This window comes from Burkholderia lata, from assembly GCF_902499335.1.
GTDB classification, from domain to species: domain Bacteria; phylum Pseudomonadota; class Gammaproteobacteria; order Burkholderiales; family Burkholderiaceae; genus Burkholderia; species Burkholderia lata_B.
The window spans coordinates 89,592-108,779 of record NZ_CABVQK010000016.1; the positions used below are offsets into that span (position 1 = coordinate 89,592).

Consider the following 19,188-nt stretch of genomic DNA (forward strand, 5'->3'; position numbering starts at 1 on the left):
ACGGCACCACGTCAACGCCGGCTTCGCGCATCATGGCGAGCGCGCGAAGTAATGCTGCGCCAACGCGACCCAGTACCGGACGCCGGCCGGAATGATGTCGTCGTTGAAATCGTATTTCGGGTGATGCAGCGCCGGCGCGGCCGCGCCGGCCCGCGCATTGCCGATCAGCACGTAAGCGCCCGGCCGTTCTTCCAGCATGAATCCGAAGTCTTCGGACGTCATGTTCGGCGGTACGTCGCGGGCCACGCGTTCGTCGCCGAACGTGTCGCGAATCACCGTCTCGCACAGCGCGGTCTCGGCCGGCGTGTTGACCGTCGCCGGGTAATACTGGAAAAACTCCACGTCGACCTGCGCGCCATAGGCACTCGCCAGCGCCTCGCACGTGAGCCGGACGTCGCGCTGCAATTGCTGCTGCAATGCCGACGACAGCGTGCGAATCGTGCCGCGCAGCTCGGCGGTGTCGGGAATCACGTTGTCCGTGGTGCCCGCATGAAACATGCAGACGGAAATGACGGCGGGGTCCACCGGATCCTTGTGGCGCGCGGCGATGGTCTGGCACTGCAGCACCATCGAGCACGCGAGCGGGACGGGATCGATGCCCAGATGCGGCTGCGCCGCGTGCGCGCCCTTGCCCGTCACCGTGATCCTGAAGCGCGAGCCGGCGGCCATGATCGGGCCGGTGCGCAACCCGAATTGGCCGGCAGGCAGGCCGGGCCAGTTGTGCATCCCGAATACCGCCTCAGTCGGGTATTGCTCGAACAGCCCGTCGTCGATCATCCTGCGCGCGCCTGCTCCGCCCTCTTCCCCCGGCTGAAACACCAGGTGGACGCTGCCGGGCAGCTGCGGCAGCGCCTTCATCACGCGTGCGGCGCCGAGCAACATCACGGTATGGCCGTCGTGGCCGCACGCGTGCATGATCCCGTGCGTGCACGACGCATGCGCAAAATCGTTGGCTTCGTGGATCGGCAGCGCGTCCAGATCGGCGCGCAGCACGATGCCGCGGCCCGGATCGGTGCCGGGCAGGCTCGCGACGACGCCCGTGCCGCCCAGCCCGCGCGACACCGCATAGCCAAGCGCTTCCAGCTCGCTCGCGACGACGTCGGCCGTCCGGTGTTCTTCGAAGCGCAACTCGGGATGCGCATGCAGGTCGCGACGCAATTTCGCCCAGTGCGCGTGATGCGCTTGCAGCGATGTATCGGGGATGACGGGGTGGTTCAATTTCGGCACCTTCGAAAAGTAGCGGGCTTCCGGCTGCATTGCCGGTGCGCTCGTGCGCAGCGGCCGGGTCAGTCGTAAAAGCCGACGATCGACTTGATCTCCATGTACTCCTCCATGCCTTCGATCCCGTACTCGCGGCCGTTGCCCGACTGCTTGTATCCGCCGAACGGCGCCTGAGGATCCCATGCCGGGTAGTTCAGATGTACCTGCCCCGCCCGGATGCGGGCGGCCACCGCGCGGACGCGTTCCATGTCGGTACCCTGCACGTGGGCGCCGAGCCCGTAGACCGTGTCGTTCGCGATGGCGACCGCTTCGTCCACGGTGTCGTAAGGCAGGATCGCGAGCACCGGACCGAAGATCTCCTGCTGTGCGATCGCCATGTCGGTGCGCACCTCGGAGAAAATCGTCGGCCGCGCATAAAAGCCGCGTTCGAGGCCCGCGGGCCGGCCGGGACCGCCGGCGATCAGCTTCGCGCGTTCGTCGATGCCCACGTCGATCATCTGCGCAACCCGCCCGAACTGTGCGCGATTGGCCAGCGGCCCGTGCGTCGTGGCCTCGTCGAACGGATCGCCGACCACGAGCGTTTGCGCTGTCGCGACGGCCAGCGCCTCCACCGCGCCGAGCACGGCGCGCGGCACGATCATGCGGGTCGGCGCGCTGCACGATTGCCCCATGTTGCGGAACGCGGCAGCCACGCCGGGCGGGATCGCACGCGACAGGTCCGCATCCGGCAACACGATATTCGGCGACTTGCCACCCAGTTCCTGCGCGACGCGCTTGACGGTCGGCGCCGCCGCCTGCGCGACCAGCACGCCGGCGCGCGTCGATCCGGTGATCGACACCATGTCGACCTCCGGGTGCGACGACAGCGCGGCGCCCACCGTATCGCCGCTGCCGCTCACGAGGTTGAATACGCCGGCGGGCACGCCCGCATCGGCCATCACTTCCGCGAACAGCAGCGCGCTGAGCGGCGAAAGTTCGCTCGGCTTCAGCACGACCGTGCAGCCTGCCGCGAGCGCCGGCCCGACCTTCGCGGTGATCTGGTAGATCGGCCAGTTCCACGGCGTGATCAGCGCACATACGCCGATCGGCTCGCGCACGACCGCGGTCGTGCCGCGCTGCCTGACGAGCGCGTAGCTCGCCAGGTTGTCGCGTGCAACCCGGATATGTTCGGCCGCGAGCGGTACGTGCGCGCCGCGCGCATAGCCGATCGGCGCGCCCATTTCCATCGCGAGCGCCAACGCGAACAGTTCGGCGCGCTCCACCATCAACGCATGCACGCGGTCGAGCAGCGCGGCGCGTTCATCCGGTGAAGTCGCGGACCATCGCTCGAACGCGCGGCGCGCGGCGCTGACGGCCCGGTCGGCGTCGCGCGCGCTGCCGAGCGGGATTTCGCACAACGCGTGTTCGGTGGACGGGCAAACGACCGCGAACCGGTCGCCGCCGTCGGGCGCTACCCAGTCGCCGTCGATGAAGAAGCGCTCCAGCCTGCCGGCTTGCAGCAGGTGATCAACAGGTGAATTCATGAGAGGGTGTCCTTGAGTCGATACCAGGCGCCGACGAACGGCAAGAACCACGGTTTGCCGAAGTGCCCGGGAATGGCCGGCCAGTCGAAGCCCTGCCACGGGTTGAGCTCCGCGCGTCCGTCCATGATTTCCGCCATCAGCGTGCCCATCAGCGTCGCCATGTGGGTGCCGTGGCCGCTATAGCCCATCGAGTAGTAAACGCCGTCGCGCTCGCCCGCGCGCGGCAGCCGGTTGGCCGTCATGTCGACCATCCCGCCCCAGCAGTAGTCGATGCGTACGTCGGCCAGCTCCGGAAACACGGCGGCCATCTGCTGCCGCAGGATCGCGCCGCTCTTTTCGTCGGAGCGCGGGTTCGACGCCGCAAAACGCGCCCGCCCGCCGAACAGCATCCGGTTGTCGGGCGTGACGCGAAAGAAATTCACGAAATTCTTCGTGTCGGTGACCATCCGGCGCGTCGGCAGCAAGCGGTCGAGCAGTTCGCGCGGCAACGGCTCGGTGACGATGATGAATGCGCCGACCGGCACGATCCGGCGGCGAATCCAGCCGAAGGGCCCGACGTGCGAAATGCCGCTCGCGAGCAGGACCTGGCGCGCACGGATCTCGCCAAGCGGGGTCCGCGCCGCATAGCTGCCACGCGAGTCCCGCTTCAATCCCAGCACCGGCGCATGCTCGACGATGTGTGCGCCGCGCGCCTGGGCGGCGCTCGCCAGGCCGCGCACATATCGGCCGACATGCATCCCCGCGCTCTTGCCGAACAGCAACCCGCCGTGATAACGGTTCGAGCCGATCTCGTCGCGCAGTTCGGCCTTCGTCACGAGGCGCGTGTCGGGGTCCACGCTCGCCGCGAGCAATGCCTGGCTGCGCGCGAGCTTGTCATAGTGCTCGGGCTTCGCCGCGAGCTTCAGCTTGCCGGTGCGGGCAAAATTGCAATCGATCGACTCCTCCCTGACCAGCCGCTCGACCGTGTCGACGCCCGCGTCGAACGCGAGATAGAGCCGGTTCGCCAGTTCCGTGCCGAGACGTTGCGACAGGGACGCATAATCCTGCGCGAAGCCGTTGTTGCACATGCCGCCGTTGCGTCCCGAGGCCGCCTGCCCGACGGCGCCCGCCTCGCAGACGATCACGCGCGCGCCTTTCTTGGCCAGCGCCAGCGCGGCGGCCGAACCCGTGATTCCGCCGCCCACCACCAGCACGTCGCAACTGCCGCCGTGCAATTCCGGCGAGTGGCTCACGAATGGCTCCGACGTATCGAGCCAGTACGAACTGAAACGCATCAGGCACTCCCAAGCTGTCGCATCGCACGGCCGGGCCGGCGAACGTTCACCGCACCGATCCGGCCGCTCGCGGGCGGTCCGGCTCGATGCGCGTCGTATGCAGGCGGCCTCTCATCCATGTGACGGCGTTGCATCAGAAATCCGCGACCTTGCCCCAGGCGGACTCGCTGAACCGGCCGGGCCGGTACGGCGCCGGGTCCACGAAAGGTTGCGCACCGGACGCCAGATCGGCGATCAGGTGCCCGGCGCCCGGGCCGATCCCGAAGCCGTGACCCGAAAAACCCGCCGCGAGGATCAGCCCCGGCACGCCCGGTACTTCGCCGATGCCCGGCACGCCGTCCGGCGTGCTGTCGACAAACCCGGCCCACGCGTGCGTGATCTTCGCTTCGCGCAGTTCGGGCAACAGTTCGGACGCTCGGCGGTACGTTTCGGCGACCGTCGGCATGTCGGGCTTCGGATCGAGAATGCGCACGGCTTCCATCGGCGTAGGCGCATCGAGGCGCCAGCGCTTCAACGTTTCGTGGCCGCCGCGCACGCCTTCGAGGCCGCCCGGCAGCAGGTTGCGCCAGCGTTTCGCGAACATCGGCACGAATTGCGGCGCGAAGCGCAGGAACTGCGGCGTCAGGTCCACGCGCGCGCGGCCGCTGATCGCCAATGCGTAGCGTCCATCGCTGCGGCGCGTGATGGACACGCCGGACGTGTACATCGCATCGGGCAGCGGCGTTTCGACGGGCGACACGCTCAGGATCGACTGACGGATCGACGCCTGCGGAAACCGGATGCCGAGCTGGCGGCAGAACGACGACGCCCAGGCGCCGCCGGCCATCACGACCGTTCGCGTCTTGATAACGCCCGCCTCGGTGACGACGCCCGCGACGCGGCCGCCTTCGAGTTCGATGCCACGCGCCGCGCAGTGCTGATGGACGCTGCCGCCCAGCTTCATCAGTGCGGCGGCCACGGCCGGTGCGGCCTTCGCTGGATCGGCCGTGCCGTCGGTCGGCGAGAAGACGCCGCCTTTCCACTGCCGCCCGGTTGCCCGTCCGCGCTCGGCGGCCTGCTTGCTGTCGAGCATGTAGGTGGTCACGCCCGCCGTCTTCGCGAATTCGCCCCAGCTCGCCCAGCGTGACAATTCGGCTTCGTCATTGCTGAGATAGAGCAGTCCGCAGCGATGAAAGCCCGTGTCTTCGCCGGATTCGGCGGCGAAGCGCTCCCACAGGTCGATGCTCTTGCTGGCCATCGGCAATTCACGTTCGTCGCGGTTCTGCTGCCGGCACCAGCCCCAGTTGCGGCTCGACTGTTCGGCGCCGATGCGCCCCTTCTCGACGAGCGCGACCGATACGCCGCGCCGGGCCAGATAGTAGGCGGTGAAGACGCCGATGATGCCGCCGCCGATCACGACGACGTCGGCCGCGGCCGGCGGCGTGGACAAGGTTTCGATATGGCGCAGCGGAGGGGACATGCTCAGTCTCGTTCGGTGGAGGGTTTGACGTTCTGCATCACGTAGAACTTCGCCACGCGTTCGCTGCTTTCCCACCCCATCGACGCGCCGCGCGGCACGAACAGCGCGTCGCCCGCACCGAGCGACAGCACGCTGCCGTCGGGCGCCGCGAACCGGACGCCGCCGTCCAGCAGGAACATGAACTCGTTCGCGCGATGCGGCCGGACGATCCGGTGATACGGCGTCGAATCCCACGTGCCCGCGCAGTACCCGGCGCCGTCGTCGGTGAACACGTTGTCGCTGCGGCATTGCGGCGCGGGGCCGAGCAGCACCTCGGCCGGCAGCGTGGCGGACGGTTTGAAGTCCGCGTCGGCGTGCAGCGCGAAAACGCCGCGTTTCGTCGGTTGCGCGCACGCTGCCGCGCAGAACATCAGCCGCACCGGCGATTGCGCGGCGATGCGCAGCGCCGTGCCGCCGCCGATGACGGCGCCCTGTCCCGGGCCGACCACCAGCGGTGCGGCCCCGGCCGCTTCGAGCGTCAGCTCGCCCTGGACGACGACGAGGGTTTCGATGTGCGGAAAGCTCGCCACGTCCAGTTCGCCCATGAAGCCGATGCGCCCCGCGGCCATCGCGTCGGGGCCTTCCCACGCGACCTCGCGATGCAACGCGAACGGATCGCTCGCGCCGAACGCCTCTTTGCGGAACGCGGTGGAAGACGGCGCACCGTCGGCCCGGTGCAACACGAAAACTGCGGTCATTTCTGCTCCTGTGCAGTGCGTGACGGATTCGTTCGAAATCGGTCACGCGATATCGGAAATCGTCGTTCGCCGGCTCTGCTGCCGGACATCCTCAGCGGGGCGTGTCGTCCATGCCTGTGCTTACGCCGCGTGACACGACGCATCGCGGCGTTCGCTGCGCAGGCGCGTCGATGGCGCTCGCACCGGTGCGCCGCCCGCGCGGGCGACCACGTAATCGCGCGGCGTGATCCCGAGCACGCGCCGGAAATGCCGGCACAGATGGCTCTGATCGAAGAAGCCGACGTCGGTCGCGACGACCGACGGCGCGAGACCAGCGCGCAACAGGTCCTGCGCCCGCCGTATCCGCACGAGACACAGATACCGGTGCGGTGACAGCCCGGTTTCGCTGCGAAAGCGCGCGGTGAAACGCGACACGCTCAACCCGGCCACGGCCGCGAGCGTGTCGAGGTTCAGCGGCTGCGCAAACGACGCGTCGATCGTGCGCAGCACGTCGCCGATCGCGGGCGACACGGGCTGCGCGACACGCGGCGAGCCAACGAATTGCACTGTCATATCGAATTCTCCCGGCGCTCGCTTCAATGCAGGAAATCCTGCATCCGGTAATACGCGCCGACGAGCGGCAGGAACCATGCGTGCCCGAAATGGCCGGGTATCGCCGGCCAGTCGAGCTCGCGCCACGGGTTCGACGCGGCCGCGCCATACAGCACGTCGGCCATCACGCGGCCCATGTGCACCGACATCTGCACGCCGTGGCCGCTGTAGCCCATCGAGTAATAGAGCCCGTCGTGCTGGCCCGCGCGCGGCAGCCGGTCGGCGGTGATGTCGACGAGGCCGCCCCAGCAGTAGTCGAGCCGCACGCCGGCCAGTTCCGGGAAATAGCCGGCCATGCCGGCGCGCAGGACGTCGCCGCTTTTCGCGTCGGAGCGCGGGCTCGACATCGCGAAACGCGCGCGGCCGCCGAACAGCAGCCGATTGTCGGGCGTCACGCGGAAGTAGTTGCCGATCTGACGCGACGTGACGTATGCGCGCCGATGCGGGAACAGCCGGTTCAGCTGCGTGTCCGGCAGCGGCTCGGTCACGACGATGAAGCTGCCGACCGGCGCGATGCGCCGCCGGAACCACGCGAACGGCCCGTGCTGCGATGCGCCGGTCGCGACCAGCACGCGATCGGCGACGATCGTGCCGCGGGCGGAGGTGATCCGGTGGCGCTCGCCGTCGAGCCGGTCGAGCTGCGTAACGGCCGCGTGCTCGTACACGCGTGCGCCGGCACGCACGGCCGCTTGCGCGAGGCCGACGCCGAACTTGCCCATGTGCATCTGCGCGCCGTTGCGCTGCAGGAGCCCGCCATAGAAACCGTCGGACGCGATTTCATCGCTGATGCGCGACGGCTCGATCAGTTCGATGTCCGGATCGACGTCGCGCCGCAATGCGTCGAAGGTCTTTTCGAGACCGGCGAAATGCTGCGGCTTCGCGGCGAGCTTCAGCTTGCCGGCGCGCCGGAAATCGCAGTCGATCGCCTGTTCGGTCACGATCGTCTCGACGCTCTTCACCGCGCTTTCGTACGCGCGATAGAACTGCTTCGCCTGCGCGGCGCCGATGCGCGCGGCCAGCGACGCGTAGTCCTGCGCGACGCCCGTATTGCACTGGCCGCCGTTGCGGCCGGACGCTTCGCCGGCAACCTGCGCGGCTTCGAGCACGACCACCGACACGCCGCGCTGCGCGAGCGCGAGTGCCGCAGACAAGCCGGTAAAGCCGCCGCCGATCACGACGACGTCGGCCCGCCCTTCGACGGGGCCAACGCTTGCGGCGCGAAACGCGGGGCGGGTATCCAGCCAGTACGATTCCAGTTTCATCGAGTTCTTCTCGAGCATTCCGGCGACGACGATCGGCGACCGTTCAATGAGAATCATTTAATCACCGTCAATAACCGCAGTTGCCGCGTATTCGCGCGCGGCACGCGTACAAATTGCCGTTTTGCGCGACCGCCGCGGCAGACTATGCCGCGGGCCGTTCACCGCACCACGCGATGAACGATTCGCGCGCCACGCACTACAGCTGCACCGGCGTGACACCGGCGGGAATCGGCTCCGCCTGGAAGCGCGCGAGATCTTCCTCGCTGCGATGGCACAGCACCTGCGCGCCGTTCCCGAGCGTGCGCAGCGACGGGGCCGTCCGGTTGCACACGCCGTCCACGCGCATCGCGCAGCGCGACAGGAACGGACACAGCTCGGCCTCGTTCTCGCGCTCACCGATCGGCACCAGCGGCCGGTGGCAACGCTCGGCCGCATCGTCGAGCCAGCCCGCCCGCAGCTCCGGCGCGGACGACACCAGCAAGTGCGAATACGGGTGATAAGGCGGCGCGCACAGCGCGTCGCGGCTGCCGGTCTCCACGCGACGGCCCGCATACAGCACGACGATGTCGTCGCTGATCGCGCGCACCTTCGCGATGTCGTGCGTGATGAACACGTACGACACGCCGAGCTTCGCCTGCAGGTCGCGCAGCAGCTCGATGATCGCGGCGCCGACGACGGTGTCGAGCGCGGACGTGACCTCGTCGCACAGGATCAGGTCGGGCTCGGCCGCGAGCGCGCGCGCGAGGTTCACGCGCTGCTTCTGCCCACCCGACAGCTCGCCGGTACGCCGCGCGGCCACCGCGGGCGGCAGCCGCACGAGCTCGAGCAGTTCCGCGACGCGCTGGCGTGCACGCGCGCCCTTGATCCCGTGGTAGAACGCCAGCGGCCGTGCGAGCGTGCGCTCGACGGTATGCACCGGGTTGAGCGCGGTATCGGCGTTCTGGAACACGATCTGCACGCGGCGATGCTGCTCCTTCGTCCGTTTGCCGATATCGCGCGCGAGCGGCTCGCCGTCGAGCAGGATCTCGCCGCCGGTCGCCGGCACGAGGCCCGCGATCACCTTCGCGAGCGTCGTCTTGCCGGAGCCCGATTCGCCGATCACGCCGACCGTCTGCCCGCGCCCGATGCGCAGGTCGACTTCACGCAGGATCACCTTCGCGGGCCAGCCGTTCGCGGTGCGGCCGCCGTAGCCCGCGATCGCGCCGCGCACGTCGAGCAGCGGCGCCGGCGCGGCCGGTCGTTGTGCTTCTACGTCGCGTTCGGCATCGTTCGGCGTGACCGCCGCGATCAGGCTCTGCGTGTACGGGTGCGTCGGCGCATGCAGGATCTGTTCGGTCGCGCCCGCCTCGCGGATCACGCCGTCGCTCAGCACGACGATCCGGTCGGCCATCTGCGCGACCACGGCCAGGTCGTGCGACACGTACACCGCACTCATCCCGTAGCGCCGGATCACGCTCTTGAACGCCTGCAGCACGTCGATCTGCGTGGTCACGTCGAGCGCGGTGGTCGGCTCGTCGAGGATCACCAGCTCCGGGTCGGTGATCAGCGCCATCGCAGCCATCAGCCGCTGCAGTTGACCGCCCGATACCTGGTGCGGATAGCGCTTGCCGATCGTCTCCGGCTCGGGCAGCGCGAGCGCGCGAAACAGCTCGATCGCCTTCGCCTGCGCGTCGCGCTTTGTCATCGTCTTGTGGATCAGCGCGCTCTCGATCACCTGGTCGAGAATCGTGCGCGACGGGTTGAAGGCAGCGGCGGCGCTCTGCGCGATATACGCGACCTTGCGGCCGCGCAGCGCGGTCAGCGCCGCTGCGGAAAGCGCGCACACGTCGGTGCCGTCGAGCTTCACCGAGCCGCCGGCGATCCGGCATCCGGTGCGCGCATGGCCCATCAGAGACAACGCGATCGTCGTCTTGCCGGAGCCCGATTCGCCGATCAGCGCGAGCACCTCGCCGCGCCCGATGTCGAAGTCGACGCCGTGGACGATTGTCGTTTCCTCGCCGCCCGGGCGGCCGCCGACCACGCGCAGCCCGCGCACCTGGACGAGCGGAGTCGATTCATCTCGCATCAGTGTTCTCCCGCGGCCGTGGCCGCGCCCTTGCGGCGGCCGCGATGCGGCAGGCCGTCGATCAACAGGTTGACGCCCACCGTCAGGATCGCGATCGCGACCGCGGGCATGATCGCGACGGCCGACCCGTCGCCGAGGCTCGCGATGTTCTCGCGCACGAGCGAACCGAGATCCGCATACGGCGGCTGCACGCCGAGCCCGAGAAAGCTCAGGCCGCTCAGCAGCAGCACGACGAACGTGAAGCGCAGCCCGGTGTCCGCCAGCATCGGATGGATCATGTTCGGCAGCATCTCGACGCATGCGATGTACAGCGCGCTTTCCCCGCGCGCCTTCGCCACCTGCACGAATTCGAGCGTGCTGATGTTGACGGCCAGCGCACGCGCGATCCGGTAGGAGCCCGGCATGTAGCTGACCGCGGCGGTGAGCACCAGCAGCGGCAGCGACGAGCCGAACGCGGCGACGAACATCAGCGCGAACATCTTCGACGGAATCGACGTGAGCGCGTCGAGCAGCCGGCTCATCGTCTCGTCCACCGCGCGGCCGGACACGGTCGCGAGCAGCCCGAGCGTCGTGCCGGTCAGCGCGGCGAGCAGCACCGCGGCGAGCGCGAGCAGCACGGTGAGGCGCGTGCCGTACAGGATGCGGCTGAGCATGTCGCGGCCGAGGAAGTCCGAGCCGAACGGCAGCTTCGCGCTGAACGGCGCGAACACGTCCGGCGTGACGATCGTGCCGACGTCGTGCGGCGCGAGCAGCGGTGCGAACACCGCGACGAACAGCATCAGGCCGACCATCGACAGGCCGACGCGGCCGCCGGTCGTCAATGCGACGCGTACACCGCGGCGCTTGCGCGGCTCGTCGGGAGCGGGCGCGGCGGGCGGCGTCGGCGCCCCCCACGGTGGGTGCGGATCGCCGGGCGGCGGCAGCGCGCTGCTGCGTTGAACGGGTTCGGTCGGGTGCATGGGCGGCATCTCGGAAGGTGGACGGAACGCTCAGGTTCGCAGTCGCGGGTTCGACACGATCGAGCAGAGGTCGGCGAACAGCACGAGCGTCAGGTACGCAACGCAGAAGATCAGCGTGCACGCCTGGACCAGCGGGAAATCGCGGTTGCCGACGGCATCGACCATCAGGCTCGCGAGGCCCGGATAGTTGAAGATCGTCTCGACGACGATCACGCCGCCGAGCAGGTACGACAGACTCAACGCGATCGCATTGGCGATCGGCCCGATCGCGTTCGGCAGCGCATGGCGCAGCACGACGCGCGCGGGGCTCGCGCCCTTGAGCACGGCCATCTCGACATACGACGCGCTCAGTTGCTCGATCACCGCGGCGCGCGTCATCCGCGCCATCTGCGCGATCACGACCGCGCACAGCGTGAGCACCGGCATCGCATAGGCACGCAGGAAATCGTGCACGCTGTCGATCGGCCCGCTGTACGACAACGCGGACAGCCAGCGCAGCTTCACCGCGAACACGAGCACGGCGACCGTCGCGATCAGGAACTCCGGCGTCGCGACGAGCGACAGCGTGCCGAGGCTGATCATGCGGTCGACCACCGACTCGCGCTTGACGGCCGCGAGGATGCCGAGCAGCAGCGCGATCGGCACCGACACGGCGGTCGTGATGGCCGCGAGCGCGAGCGATTTCGGCAGGCGTGTGCCGATCATCTCCGACACCGGCATGTCGCCGGACAGCGACCGGCCGAAATCGCCGTGCACGAGCCCCGCGAGCCAGTGCAGGTAGCGCACGTGGGCCGGCATGTCGAGGCCGAACTGCTGGCGCAGCGCGGCGACCGTCTCCGGCGTCGCCGACTGGCCGAGCGCCGCCTGCGCGGCGTCGCCCGGCAACAGGTTCGTGATCGTGAAGATGATCGCGGACACGATCAGAAGCGTCAGCGCGGTGACCGCGATGCGCCGGCCGATCAGGCCAATGAGAATTCGGTTCACGGGGCGGCACTCCTGAAAAGCCCGCGCGTGGCCGGCGCGGTGGTCCGCACCGGCCGCGCGACGGCGGCCAGCGACAAAGTCATGCGTTCCACCACACGTGCTCGGCGAACATGCCGCCCATCATCGGCCCGGTGGGAATCGAGCCGAGGCCCGCGAGCCGCTTGTCGTAGCCGTCGAGGAAGCTGATGAACGACGGAATGCCGACCCGGCCCTGCTGCGCGACGATCGCCTGCATCTCGCCGTACATCTGCTTGCGCTTCGCGTCGTCGGTTTCCGAGCGCGCGGCGAGCAGCAACTGGTCGAACTTCACGTTCTTCCAGCCCGACTCGTTCCACGATGCGTCCGACTTGAAGAACTGCGTGAACAGCACGTCGGCGCTCGAGCGCGGGTTGATGTTGCCGAAGCCGAGCGGGTGCTTCATCCAGTGGTTCGACCAGTAGCCGTCAGGCGACACGCGATTCACCTGCAGGTTCAGCCCGATTTTCTGGCCGGCCTGCTGCAGCAGCACGGCCATTTCGATCGACCCGTTCGCATCGGAGGTCGCGTAGATCGGCGGCAGCGCCGTGCCGAGCGCGCCGGCCTTCTTGAACAGGAACTTGGCCTTCTCCGGATCGTACGGCCGCTGCGGCACCGACGCGTTGAAGTACCGATGCCCCGGCGGAATCGGCTGGTCATTGCCGATCACCGCATAGCCGCGGAACACCGCAGTGCGGATCTGCTCGCGATCGAACAGGTACTTCATCCCTTCGACGAAATCCGGGCTCGCGGTGATCGGGTTCTCGCTGCGCACGATCAGGTCGGTATAGAGCCCCGACTTGGTTTCCTTCAGCGCGTAGCCAGGCGTCGACGCGACCCGCTGCGTCGAGCGCGGGTCGATCGCGTTGACCAGGTGCACGTCGCCCGACAGCAGCGCGTTCAGGCGCGCGGCGCTGTCGCTGATGCCGATCAGCTCGATCTCGTCGAGATATGGCATGCCCGGCTTGAAGTAGCTGTCGTTGCGCACGCCGACGGTCGATACACCCGGCTTGAACGACTTGAGCTTGTACGGCCCGCAGCCGATGCCGGTCGCGAAATCGGTCGTACCGTCCTTGACGATCACGAGCTGCGGCGTGGCGAGGATGACCGGCAGGTCGGCGTTCGCGCTGGCGAGCGTGAGCGTGACTTCGTCCGGGCCGCTCGCCTTCACGTCCGCGAACTGGTCGGCAAGCGGCTTGACCTTCGACGCGGTGGCGGCATTCTTGTGACGCATCAGCGAATACACGACGTCGGCCGGCCCGACCGGTTTCCCGTCGTGGAACGTGACGCCCTTGCGCAGCTTGATGATCCACGTCTTCGCGTCGGTCGTCTGCAGCGACTCGGCGAGATTCATCTGCGGCGTCAGGCTCGCATCGAGCTGCGTGAGGCCGCTGTAGAACATGAAGAAACGAATGTAGTCGGCGCCTGTCGAGCCCTTGGCCGGATCGAGCGTATCGGCCGTCGAACTGGATTCGTTCGCGACCCGGATCTTGCCGCCGCGCTTGGGCGCCGGCGCGGCAAACGCCGACTGCGCACCCATCAGCAGCCCGCCGCCGCCCGCGGCCATCATGCCGCCCGCCGCCATGACCTTCATCATGTCGCGGCGCGTGAAGCCGCCCTTGCCGCCGTTGTCGATATCGTCGCTCATCCGAACTGCTCCTGACTGTGGAAAGTGGGTCCAAGGGTCCAGCGTGGTTGTTCAATCCGGCCGCGCCCGCTTGCTGGTAGCGGGTGTGGCGTCGTGTCCATGCAATTCATTTAAGCATCGCCAAAATGCGGTTTGTCGCGATTCGGGCGGCCCGCACGATACGAATCGATCGTTTTGAGCCGCCCGCGCAGCATGAATTGCTGCGTGCGCGCGCGTGTCGCCTTGTGCCCGGCGGCGTGTCGCGGCGGCTGCCGAACGCGTGTCGATCCAGGAAATCGTAAAGCCGCAGCCGCCGCAGATTGCGCCGACAAAATTGCCCGTTCGGCATCCGGTGCGCGTTTGGCTCACGCAAACCGCACGTTTGTGTCGAATGCATGCGCGCCTGCCGGCGACGGCCGCAACGCGCGGCACGTTGCGGCAGATCGCCGAATGCACAAGCGTCCACGGGCGTCGACGGTGGGGATCGCGACGGGACGTCGCGCAGGAAAGATCAGAAGAATGCCGCTCGATCGAAACGGCTTGGCGGGAAGACGGGAAGATGGCGGGACTGCCCGGAAAACGGGACCGTGCAGCCGTCAGGCGCCGCGCCCGCGTGCGGCGGCGTGTGCGTCACCGGCATGTCGGCGCGCTCGCCGGGTGGGTGCCGGCGCGGCGCCCAGGGGGCAGGAGGATGCGCCGTCCGCCGGCGGACGGCGCGAAGCCGTCACGCAGCAAGCCGGAATACCGATACGGCGGCCCGTAGGCGCGCCGCCTGCTCGTCCAGCGACGAAGCGGCCGCAGCCGCCTGCTCGACAAGCGCGGCGTTCTGCTGGGTGACTTCGTCCATTTGCGCGACCGCCAGCCCGATCTGTTCGATGCCGGTGGATTGCTCGGCCGATGCCGCCGAAATCTCGCCCATGATGTCGGCCACCCGGTCGATCGACCGGACGATCTCCGTCATGCGCTCGCCGGCTGTCTCGACGAGCCGGCTGCCGCTGCCGGCCCGCTCGACCGACGCGTCGATCAATCCCTTGATGTCCTTCGCGGCCGCTGCGCTGCGTTGCGCGAGCGAGCGGACTTCCGACGCGACGACGGCGAACCCGCGCCCCTCCTCGCCGGCCCGCGCGGCTTCCACCGCGGCATTGAGCGCGAGAATGTTGGTCTGGAACGCGATGCTTTCGATGACGACGGTAATGTCGGCGATCCGCACCGATCCATCCGAAATCTGCCGCATCGTTTCGACGACCGCCTGCACGGCGGCGCCGCCGAGTTCGGTCGCCTCCTTCGCCTGGGCCACGAGCGCATTCGCCTGGCGTGCGTTGTCGGCGTTCTGTTTGACCGTGGACGTGATCTGCTCCATGCTCGCGGCCGTTTCCTGCAGCGACGCGGCCTGCTGCTCCGTGCGCTGCGACAGATCCAGGTTGCCTTGCGCGATCTCGCCGGTGCCGGTGGCGATCGAGTGGGTCGTGGTCTGGATCTCGGCGATGGTGTCGGTCAGCCGCGCCTTCATGTCGCCCAGTGCGACGAGCAGGCTGCCGGGCGCGGCGTGCGCCGTATCGAACTGCACGTCCAGGTCGCCGGCGGCGATGCGGGCGGCGATCTGCGTCGCATGCGCGGGCTCGCCGCCCAGCGTGCGCCTGACACTGCGCAGCACGCCCCATGCGATGGCCGCGAGCGCCGCGGCGATGACGAGCGTGATCGCGCCCAGCACCGTCGCGAGCCGGGCAAACGCTGCATTGATGTCGTCGTAGAAGAATCCGGTGCCGATCCACCAGTTCCAGTCCGGGATCGCGACCACGCCCTGCAGCTTCGGCTCCAGGTCCGCGTCGGGGCTGCGCTTGATCAGCACGTCGACGAGCGCGAAATGCGCCTGCGCCATCCCCGCGCGGTACGCCTCGCTGTCGGTCATGCCGCTGGTCGTGCGGTTGCCTTTCGCGCGCGTGCCGATGAACTTCGCGTTCGGGTGCACGAGGTTGACGCCGTCGGACGTCGTGACCCAGAAGTAGCTCTTCGAATTCGCATTGAGCGCCGCCAGCGCGGCCTTGGCCTGCTGCTGCGCCTGCTCCTGCGTGAGCGTGCCGTTCGTCTGCATCGCGCGATACGAATCGACCAGATGCTCGGCCTTGGTCAGCAGAATGACGATCTCTTCGCGGCGGCTGTCGATCAGCGCGTCGCGCAGCGTGTGCAGCGACAACGCAGCGAGCAGGACGACGCCGAGCAGCGCCGCGGCGACGAGCATCAGCAGTTTGGTGGACAACTTCATGCGGGGGCCTCCAAATATTAACCGTTCGGTACATATATCGACCCGGGCGGCCCCGCCTTGAACGACTCGATATCGGTAATTACCCTCGTTTCGTGCGCTGACCGAACGCGCCGGGACGCGCCGGCATCACGGCCGCGTCCCGGCACTCGATGGATCTGCCGGCGCAGCCGGCTTACAGCCCGAGCTGCGTCGCCAGCTGGCCGATGTCCGACACTTCGTAATAGTTGTAGAACGGCGTGCCCGGCTCGTGGCCGCGGTTCACGAACGCCTTGTGCTTGATCCCGAGGTCCTCGGCCGTCATCAGGTCGTAGCGCAGGCTCGACGACACGTGCAGCACGTCCTCGGGCTTGCAGCCGAGCTTGTCGAACATGTATTCGAAGCCCTGCATCCGCGGCTTGTACGATTGCGCCTGCTGCGCGGTGAACACCGCATGGAACGGCGCGCCGAGCTTGTCGACGTTGCTCATGATCTGCTCGTCCATCGCGTTCGACAGGATCACCAGCTTGTACTTCGACGCCAGCCGCGACAGCCCGGCCGGCACGTCCGGGTGCGGGCCCCACGTCGGCACCGCATGATAGAAAAGCTCGGCCTCGGCTTCGTCGAACGTCACGCCGACCCGTGCGCACGTGCGGCGGACCGCGTTGACGACGACGTCGCGGTACGGCTTCCACGCGCCGAGCACCTCGTCGAGCCGATAGGCGGCGAACGCGCGCACGAAGGCCTCCATCGTGGCCGGCGACAACCGATCCGCATAGATTTCGCGCGCCGTCTCGGCCATCCGGAAATGGGTCAGCGTGCCGTAACAGTCGAAGGTGATGTACTTCGGTTCAAACTGGATCATGGTGACGTCCTGTCGGTGTGAAGCCCCGGCAGGGCCGGGGATGGGCTGGGTTTGACGAAATTGAATCAGGGCAAAAAGTCGTCCGCGCATCGTTCGGCGCCGCTCAAAACGCAGAATCGCCGCGTGTTGCCGGCCCCATGCAGCACGATCTGCCGCGCGATCGCGCGCGGCGGGGCGCGGCGGGGCGCGGCCTGTGCGGTATTCGGCAGGCGGAAGCGATGCCGTGCATTGATCGTAGTGGCATTCCACAGCACGCGTGGTCGGATTGACCGGCCGCGCCGGCACGATTCGCGCGTTCGTTCGTGCCGATCGAGCCGGTTTGCATCGATCTCGCGGGCGCGCCCGCCGCCGCCGGAAAACAGGCGAATCGTCCTATCCGCGCCGCCACCGCGCTGGCAGAGTGAATGCGTCATTTCCACCCATCCGGAGTCCGGCGTGTCCGACCTCAACCCTTCCCGCACGCTCACCTATCGCCCGTTCGCCGAAACCGACCTGCCCGCCGCTCATCGACTGTCGGAGGCGGTCAAGTGGCCGCACCGGCTCGAAGACTGGCGCTTCGTGCGCCAGCTCGGCGGCGGTTTCGTGGCCGAAGGCGAGACCGGCGTCGTGGGTACCGCGCTCGGCTGGCGTCTCGGCGAAGCGCACGCGGCGCTCGGCATGCTGATCGTGTCGCCCGAGCGCGCGGGCGGCGGGATCGAGCGCGAACTGCTCGCCCACGCGCTTGACAGCTTCGGCACGCGCACCGTCTTTCTGCATGCGACGCCGGAACGCGAGCCGCTGTACGCGGCGTTCGGATTCGAGCCGATCGATACGATCGACCAGCACCAGGGCGCGGCGTTCCGGCCGCCGCTGATCTCGCTGCCGCCCGGCGAGCGCCTGCGCCCGCTCGGCACCAACGACGGGCCGCGCCTCGCCGCGCTCGCGACGCGTGCGGCGGGCTACGAACGCGGCGCGGTGACCGACGCGCTGCTCGACGTCGCAAACGGCATCGCGCTCGATCGCGACGGCGAGCTGCTCGGATTCGCGCTGTTCCGCCGCTTCGGCCGCGGCCATGTGATCGGCCCGGTGATCGCGCCGGATGCGCGGCGCGCGCAGGCACTGATCAGCCACTGGCTGGCGTTGAACGAAGGGATATTCGTGCGGCTCGACTTGCCGAGCGACAGCGGGCTGTCCGACTGGCTGGAGGGGCTCGGGCTGCCGCGCGTCGATACCGTCGTCGCGATGGCGCGCGGCGCCGTGCCGGTGGGCGACCCGGCGCTGCGCGCGTTCGCGATCGTGAGCCAGGCGCTCGGCTGAGGGGCACACCGATGAGCTTCCTGTACAAGGCCGACCCCGTGCGCGGCGCGCAGTGGGCAGCGCGCTTCGCGCAACAGGCGCCCGATCTGCCGTTCCGGATCTGGCCGGACCTCGGCGACGCGGCAGCCGTCCGCTATCTCGCCGCATGGCAGCCGCCGGACGATCCGGTCGCGCTGCTGCCGAATCTCGAAGTCGTGTTCTCGGTCGGCGCCGGCATCGATCAGTTCGACCTGTCGCGCGTGCCTTCGCACATCCCCGTCGTGCGGATGATCGAGCCGGGCATCGTCGAAGGGATGGTCGAATACGTGACGCAGGCCGTGCTGACGATCCATCGCGACCTGTTCGACTATGCGGCACAGCAGCGCGACCAGGTGTGGCACGAGAAGCCGGTGCGCGCCGCCGCGTCGCGTCGCATCGGCGTGCTCGGCCTCGGCACGCTCGGCCAGGCCGTGCTCGACACGCTGCGGCGCTTCGGTTTCCCGTGCGCCGGCTGGAGCCGCACGCCGCGCACGCTCGACGGCATCGACTGCTACGCGGGCGATGCGGCACTCGACACGTTCCTGGCGCGCACCGACATCCTGATCTGCCTGCTGCCGCTCACCGACGGCACGCGCGGCCTGCTCGGCGCGCGCGTGTTCGACGCGCTTCCGGCCGGCGCGTCGCTCGTGCAGGTCGGGCGCGGGCCGCAGCTCGATGCGGCGGCGCTGCTCGCGGCGCTCGCGAGCGGCCGCCTCGACAGCGCGATCCTCGACGTGACGGCCCCCGAGCCGTTGCCGGCCGGCCATCCGTTCTGGGCCCATCCGCGCATTCGCATCACGCCGCACATCGCGAGCGCGACGCGCCCCGACACCGCGGTCGATGCAGTGCTCGCGAACCTCGCCCGCCATCGCGCTGGACAGCCGATGATCGGCGTCGTCGATCGCGCGCGCGGCTACTGACGTCTATGTCCGGCCGCACGGGGCGCGCAGCAGAAAATGCCGAAGCGCCCCGTGCAAACGCCGCGTGCGTACGTTTCGGGCCGCAAATTGAAAACGCATGCGGATTTCTCGCCCGTTAGCATGAACTCACCGC

16 protein-coding genes are annotated in these 19,188 nt (G+C 68.6%); 2 read left to right on the forward strand and 14 right to left on the reverse strand.

Annotation, left to right across the window (positions count from 1 at the left end):
- Positions 1-30 precede the first annotated feature (30 nt).
- The 14 genes from BCO18175_RS32460 to BCO18175_RS32525 all read right to left on the reverse strand — a co-directional run bounded on the left by BCO18175_RS32460 (position 31) and on the right by BCO18175_RS32525 (position 17,234).
- Positions 31-1,218 carry a M20 aminoacylase family protein gene (locus BCO18175_RS32460; protein WP_174986997.1) on the reverse strand — a complete coding sequence of 396 codons (1,188 nt, stop codon included), beginning with the start codon at positions 1,216-1,218 and terminating at the stop codon, positions 31-33.
- 68 nt (positions 1,219-1,286) lie between these two features.
- Entirely contained in the window at positions 1,287-2,744 is a 1,458-nt protein-coding gene (locus BCO18175_RS32465; RefSeq protein WP_174986999.1) for an aldehyde dehydrogenase family protein, read from the reverse strand.
- The gene (locus BCO18175_RS32470; RefSeq protein WP_174987001.1) at positions 2,741-4,018 is read right to left on the reverse strand and encodes an NAD(P)/FAD-dependent oxidoreductase; all 1,278 of its coding nucleotides are present in this window, start codon (positions 4,016-4,018) and stop codon (positions 2,741-2,743) included. Before BCO18175_RS32470 ends, BCO18175_RS32465 begins: the two co-directional genes overlap by 4 nt.
- A gap of 133 nt (positions 4,019-4,151) precedes the next feature.
- Positions 4,152-5,477 carry an NAD(P)/FAD-dependent oxidoreductase gene (locus tag BCO18175_RS32475; protein WP_174968705.1) on the reverse strand — a complete coding sequence of 442 codons (1,326 nt, stop codon included), beginning with the start codon at positions 5,475-5,477 and terminating at the stop codon, positions 4,152-4,154.
- Positions 5,478-5,479: 2 nt separating this feature from the next.
- Complete coding sequence (locus tag BCO18175_RS32480; protein ID WP_174987003.1) at positions 5,480-6,214, reverse strand: cupin domain-containing protein; 735 nt, start codon at positions 6,212-6,214, stop codon at positions 5,480-5,482.
- Between the two features lie 120 nt (positions 6,215-6,334).
- On the reverse strand, positions 6,335-6,766 hold the full coding sequence (locus BCO18175_RS32485) for a helix-turn-helix domain-containing protein (protein ID WP_174968707.1): 432 nt from the start codon (positions 6,764-6,766) through the stop codon (positions 6,335-6,337).
- 23 nt (positions 6,767-6,789) lie between these two features.
- The gene (locus BCO18175_RS32490) at positions 6,790-8,067 is read right to left on the reverse strand and encodes an NAD(P)/FAD-dependent oxidoreductase (protein ID WP_438820522.1); all 1,278 of its coding nucleotides are present in this window, start codon (positions 8,065-8,067) and stop codon (positions 6,790-6,792) included.
- Positions 8,068-8,263: 196 nt separating this feature from the next.
- The gene (locus BCO18175_RS32495) at positions 8,264-10,132 is read right to left on the reverse strand and encodes an ABC transporter ATP-binding protein (RefSeq protein ID WP_174987007.1); all 1,869 of its coding nucleotides are present in this window, start codon (positions 10,130-10,132) and stop codon (positions 8,264-8,266) included.
- On the reverse strand, positions 10,132-11,091 hold the full coding sequence (locus tag BCO18175_RS32500) for an ABC transporter permease (protein ID WP_174987009.1): 960 nt from the start codon (positions 11,089-11,091) through the stop codon (positions 10,132-10,134). The genes BCO18175_RS32495 and BCO18175_RS32500 overlap by 1 nt, the downstream gene beginning before the upstream one ends.
- 30 nt (positions 11,092-11,121) lie before the next feature.
- Complete coding sequence (locus BCO18175_RS32505) at positions 11,122-12,075, reverse strand: ABC transporter permease (protein WP_174987011.1); 954 nt, start codon at positions 12,073-12,075, stop codon at positions 11,122-11,124.
- A 79-nt stretch (positions 12,076-12,154) separates the two neighbouring features.
- Complete coding sequence (locus BCO18175_RS32510) at positions 12,155-13,738, reverse strand: ABC transporter substrate-binding protein (RefSeq protein ID WP_174987013.1); 1,584 nt, start codon at positions 13,736-13,738, stop codon at positions 12,155-12,157.
- 703 nt (positions 13,739-14,441) lie between these two features.
- Positions 14,442-15,980: a methyl-accepting chemotaxis protein gene (locus BCO18175_RS32515; RefSeq protein WP_174987015.1), complete on the reverse strand. Its 1,539-nt coding sequence runs from the start codon at positions 15,978-15,980 to the stop codon at positions 14,442-14,444.
- Positions 15,981-16,152: 172 nt separating this feature from the next.
- Positions 16,153-16,821 (reverse strand): haloacid dehalogenase type II, encoded by a 669-nt coding sequence (locus BCO18175_RS32520; protein ID WP_124648630.1) that lies wholly within the window; start codon positions 16,819-16,821, stop codon positions 16,153-16,155.
- Between the two features lie 65 nt (positions 16,822-16,886).
- Positions 16,887-17,234, reverse strand: a complete 348-nt coding sequence (locus BCO18175_RS32525; protein ID WP_174987017.1) for a hypothetical protein — start codon at positions 17,232-17,234, stop codon at positions 16,887-16,889.
- Between the two features lie 22 nt (positions 17,235-17,256).
- Between BCO18175_RS32525 and BCO18175_RS32530 the strand changes: the two genes are divergently transcribed.
- Together BCO18175_RS32530 and BCO18175_RS32535 are read left to right on the forward strand one after the other, a co-directional pair.
- Positions 17,257-18,117: a GNAT family N-acetyltransferase gene (locus tag BCO18175_RS32530; RefSeq protein ID WP_174987019.1), complete on the forward strand. Its 861-nt coding sequence runs from the start codon at positions 17,257-17,259 to the stop codon at positions 18,115-18,117.
- Positions 18,118-18,128: 11 nt separating this feature from the next.
- A complete protein-coding gene (locus BCO18175_RS32535) occupies positions 18,129-19,055 on the forward strand; it encodes a 2-hydroxyacid dehydrogenase (protein WP_174968713.1) in 927 nt (308 codons plus the stop codon).
- The last annotated feature ends 133 nt before the right edge of the window (positions 19,056-19,188 follow it).

What these genes read in the sequence shown, in the direction of transcription:
- BCO18175_RS32465 (WP_174986999.1), bottom strand. Translation starts at nt 2,744, where the DNA reads ATGAATTCACCTGTTGATCACCTGCTGCAAGCCGGCAGGCTGGAGCGC.
- BCO18175_RS32470 (WP_174987001.1), bottom strand. Translation starts at nt 4,018, where the DNA reads ATGCGTTTCAGTTCGTACTGGCTCGATACGTCGGAGCCATTCGTGAGC.
- BCO18175_RS32475 (WP_174968705.1), bottom strand. Translation starts at nt 5,477, where the DNA reads ATGTCCCCTCCGCTGCGCCATATCGAAACCTTGTCCACGCCGCCGGCC.
- BCO18175_RS32480 (WP_174987003.1), bottom strand. Translation starts at nt 6,214, where the DNA reads ATGACCGCAGTTTTCGTGTTGCACCGGGCCGACGGTGCGCCGTCTTCC.
- BCO18175_RS32485 (WP_174968707.1), bottom strand. Translation starts at nt 6,766, where the DNA reads ATGACAGTGCAATTCGTTGGCTCGCCGCGTGTCGCGCAGCCCGTGTCG.
- BCO18175_RS32490 (WP_438820522.1), bottom strand. Translation starts at nt 8,067, where the DNA reads ATGAAACTGGAATCGTACTGGCTGGATACCCGCCCCGCGTTTCGCGCC.
- BCO18175_RS32495 (WP_174987007.1), bottom strand. Translation starts at nt 10,132, where the DNA reads ATGCGAGATGAATCGACTCCGCTCGTCCAGGTGCGCGGGCTGCGCGTG.
- BCO18175_RS32500 (WP_174987009.1), bottom strand. Translation starts at nt 11,091, where the DNA reads ATGCACCCGACCGAACCCGTTCAACGCAGCAGCGCGCTGCCGCCGCCC.
- BCO18175_RS32510 (WP_174987013.1), bottom strand. Translation starts at nt 13,738, where the DNA reads ATGAGCGACGATATCGACAACGGCGGCAAGGGCGGCTTCACGCGCCGC.
- BCO18175_RS32515 (WP_174987015.1), bottom strand. Translation starts at nt 15,980, where the DNA reads ATGAAGTTGTCCACCAAACTGCTGATGCTCGTCGCCGCGGCGCTGCTC.
- BCO18175_RS32520 (WP_124648630.1), bottom strand. Translation starts at nt 16,821, where the DNA reads ATGATCCAGTTTGAACCGAAGTACATCACCTTCGACTGTTACGGCACG.
- BCO18175_RS32525 (WP_174987017.1), bottom strand. Translation starts at nt 17,234, where the DNA reads ATGACGCATTCACTCTGCCAGCGCGGTGGCGGCGCGGATAGGACGATT.
- BCO18175_RS32535 (WP_174968713.1), top strand. Translation starts at nt 18,129, where the DNA reads ATGAGCTTCCTGTACAAGGCCGACCCCGTGCGCGGCGCGCAGTGGGCA.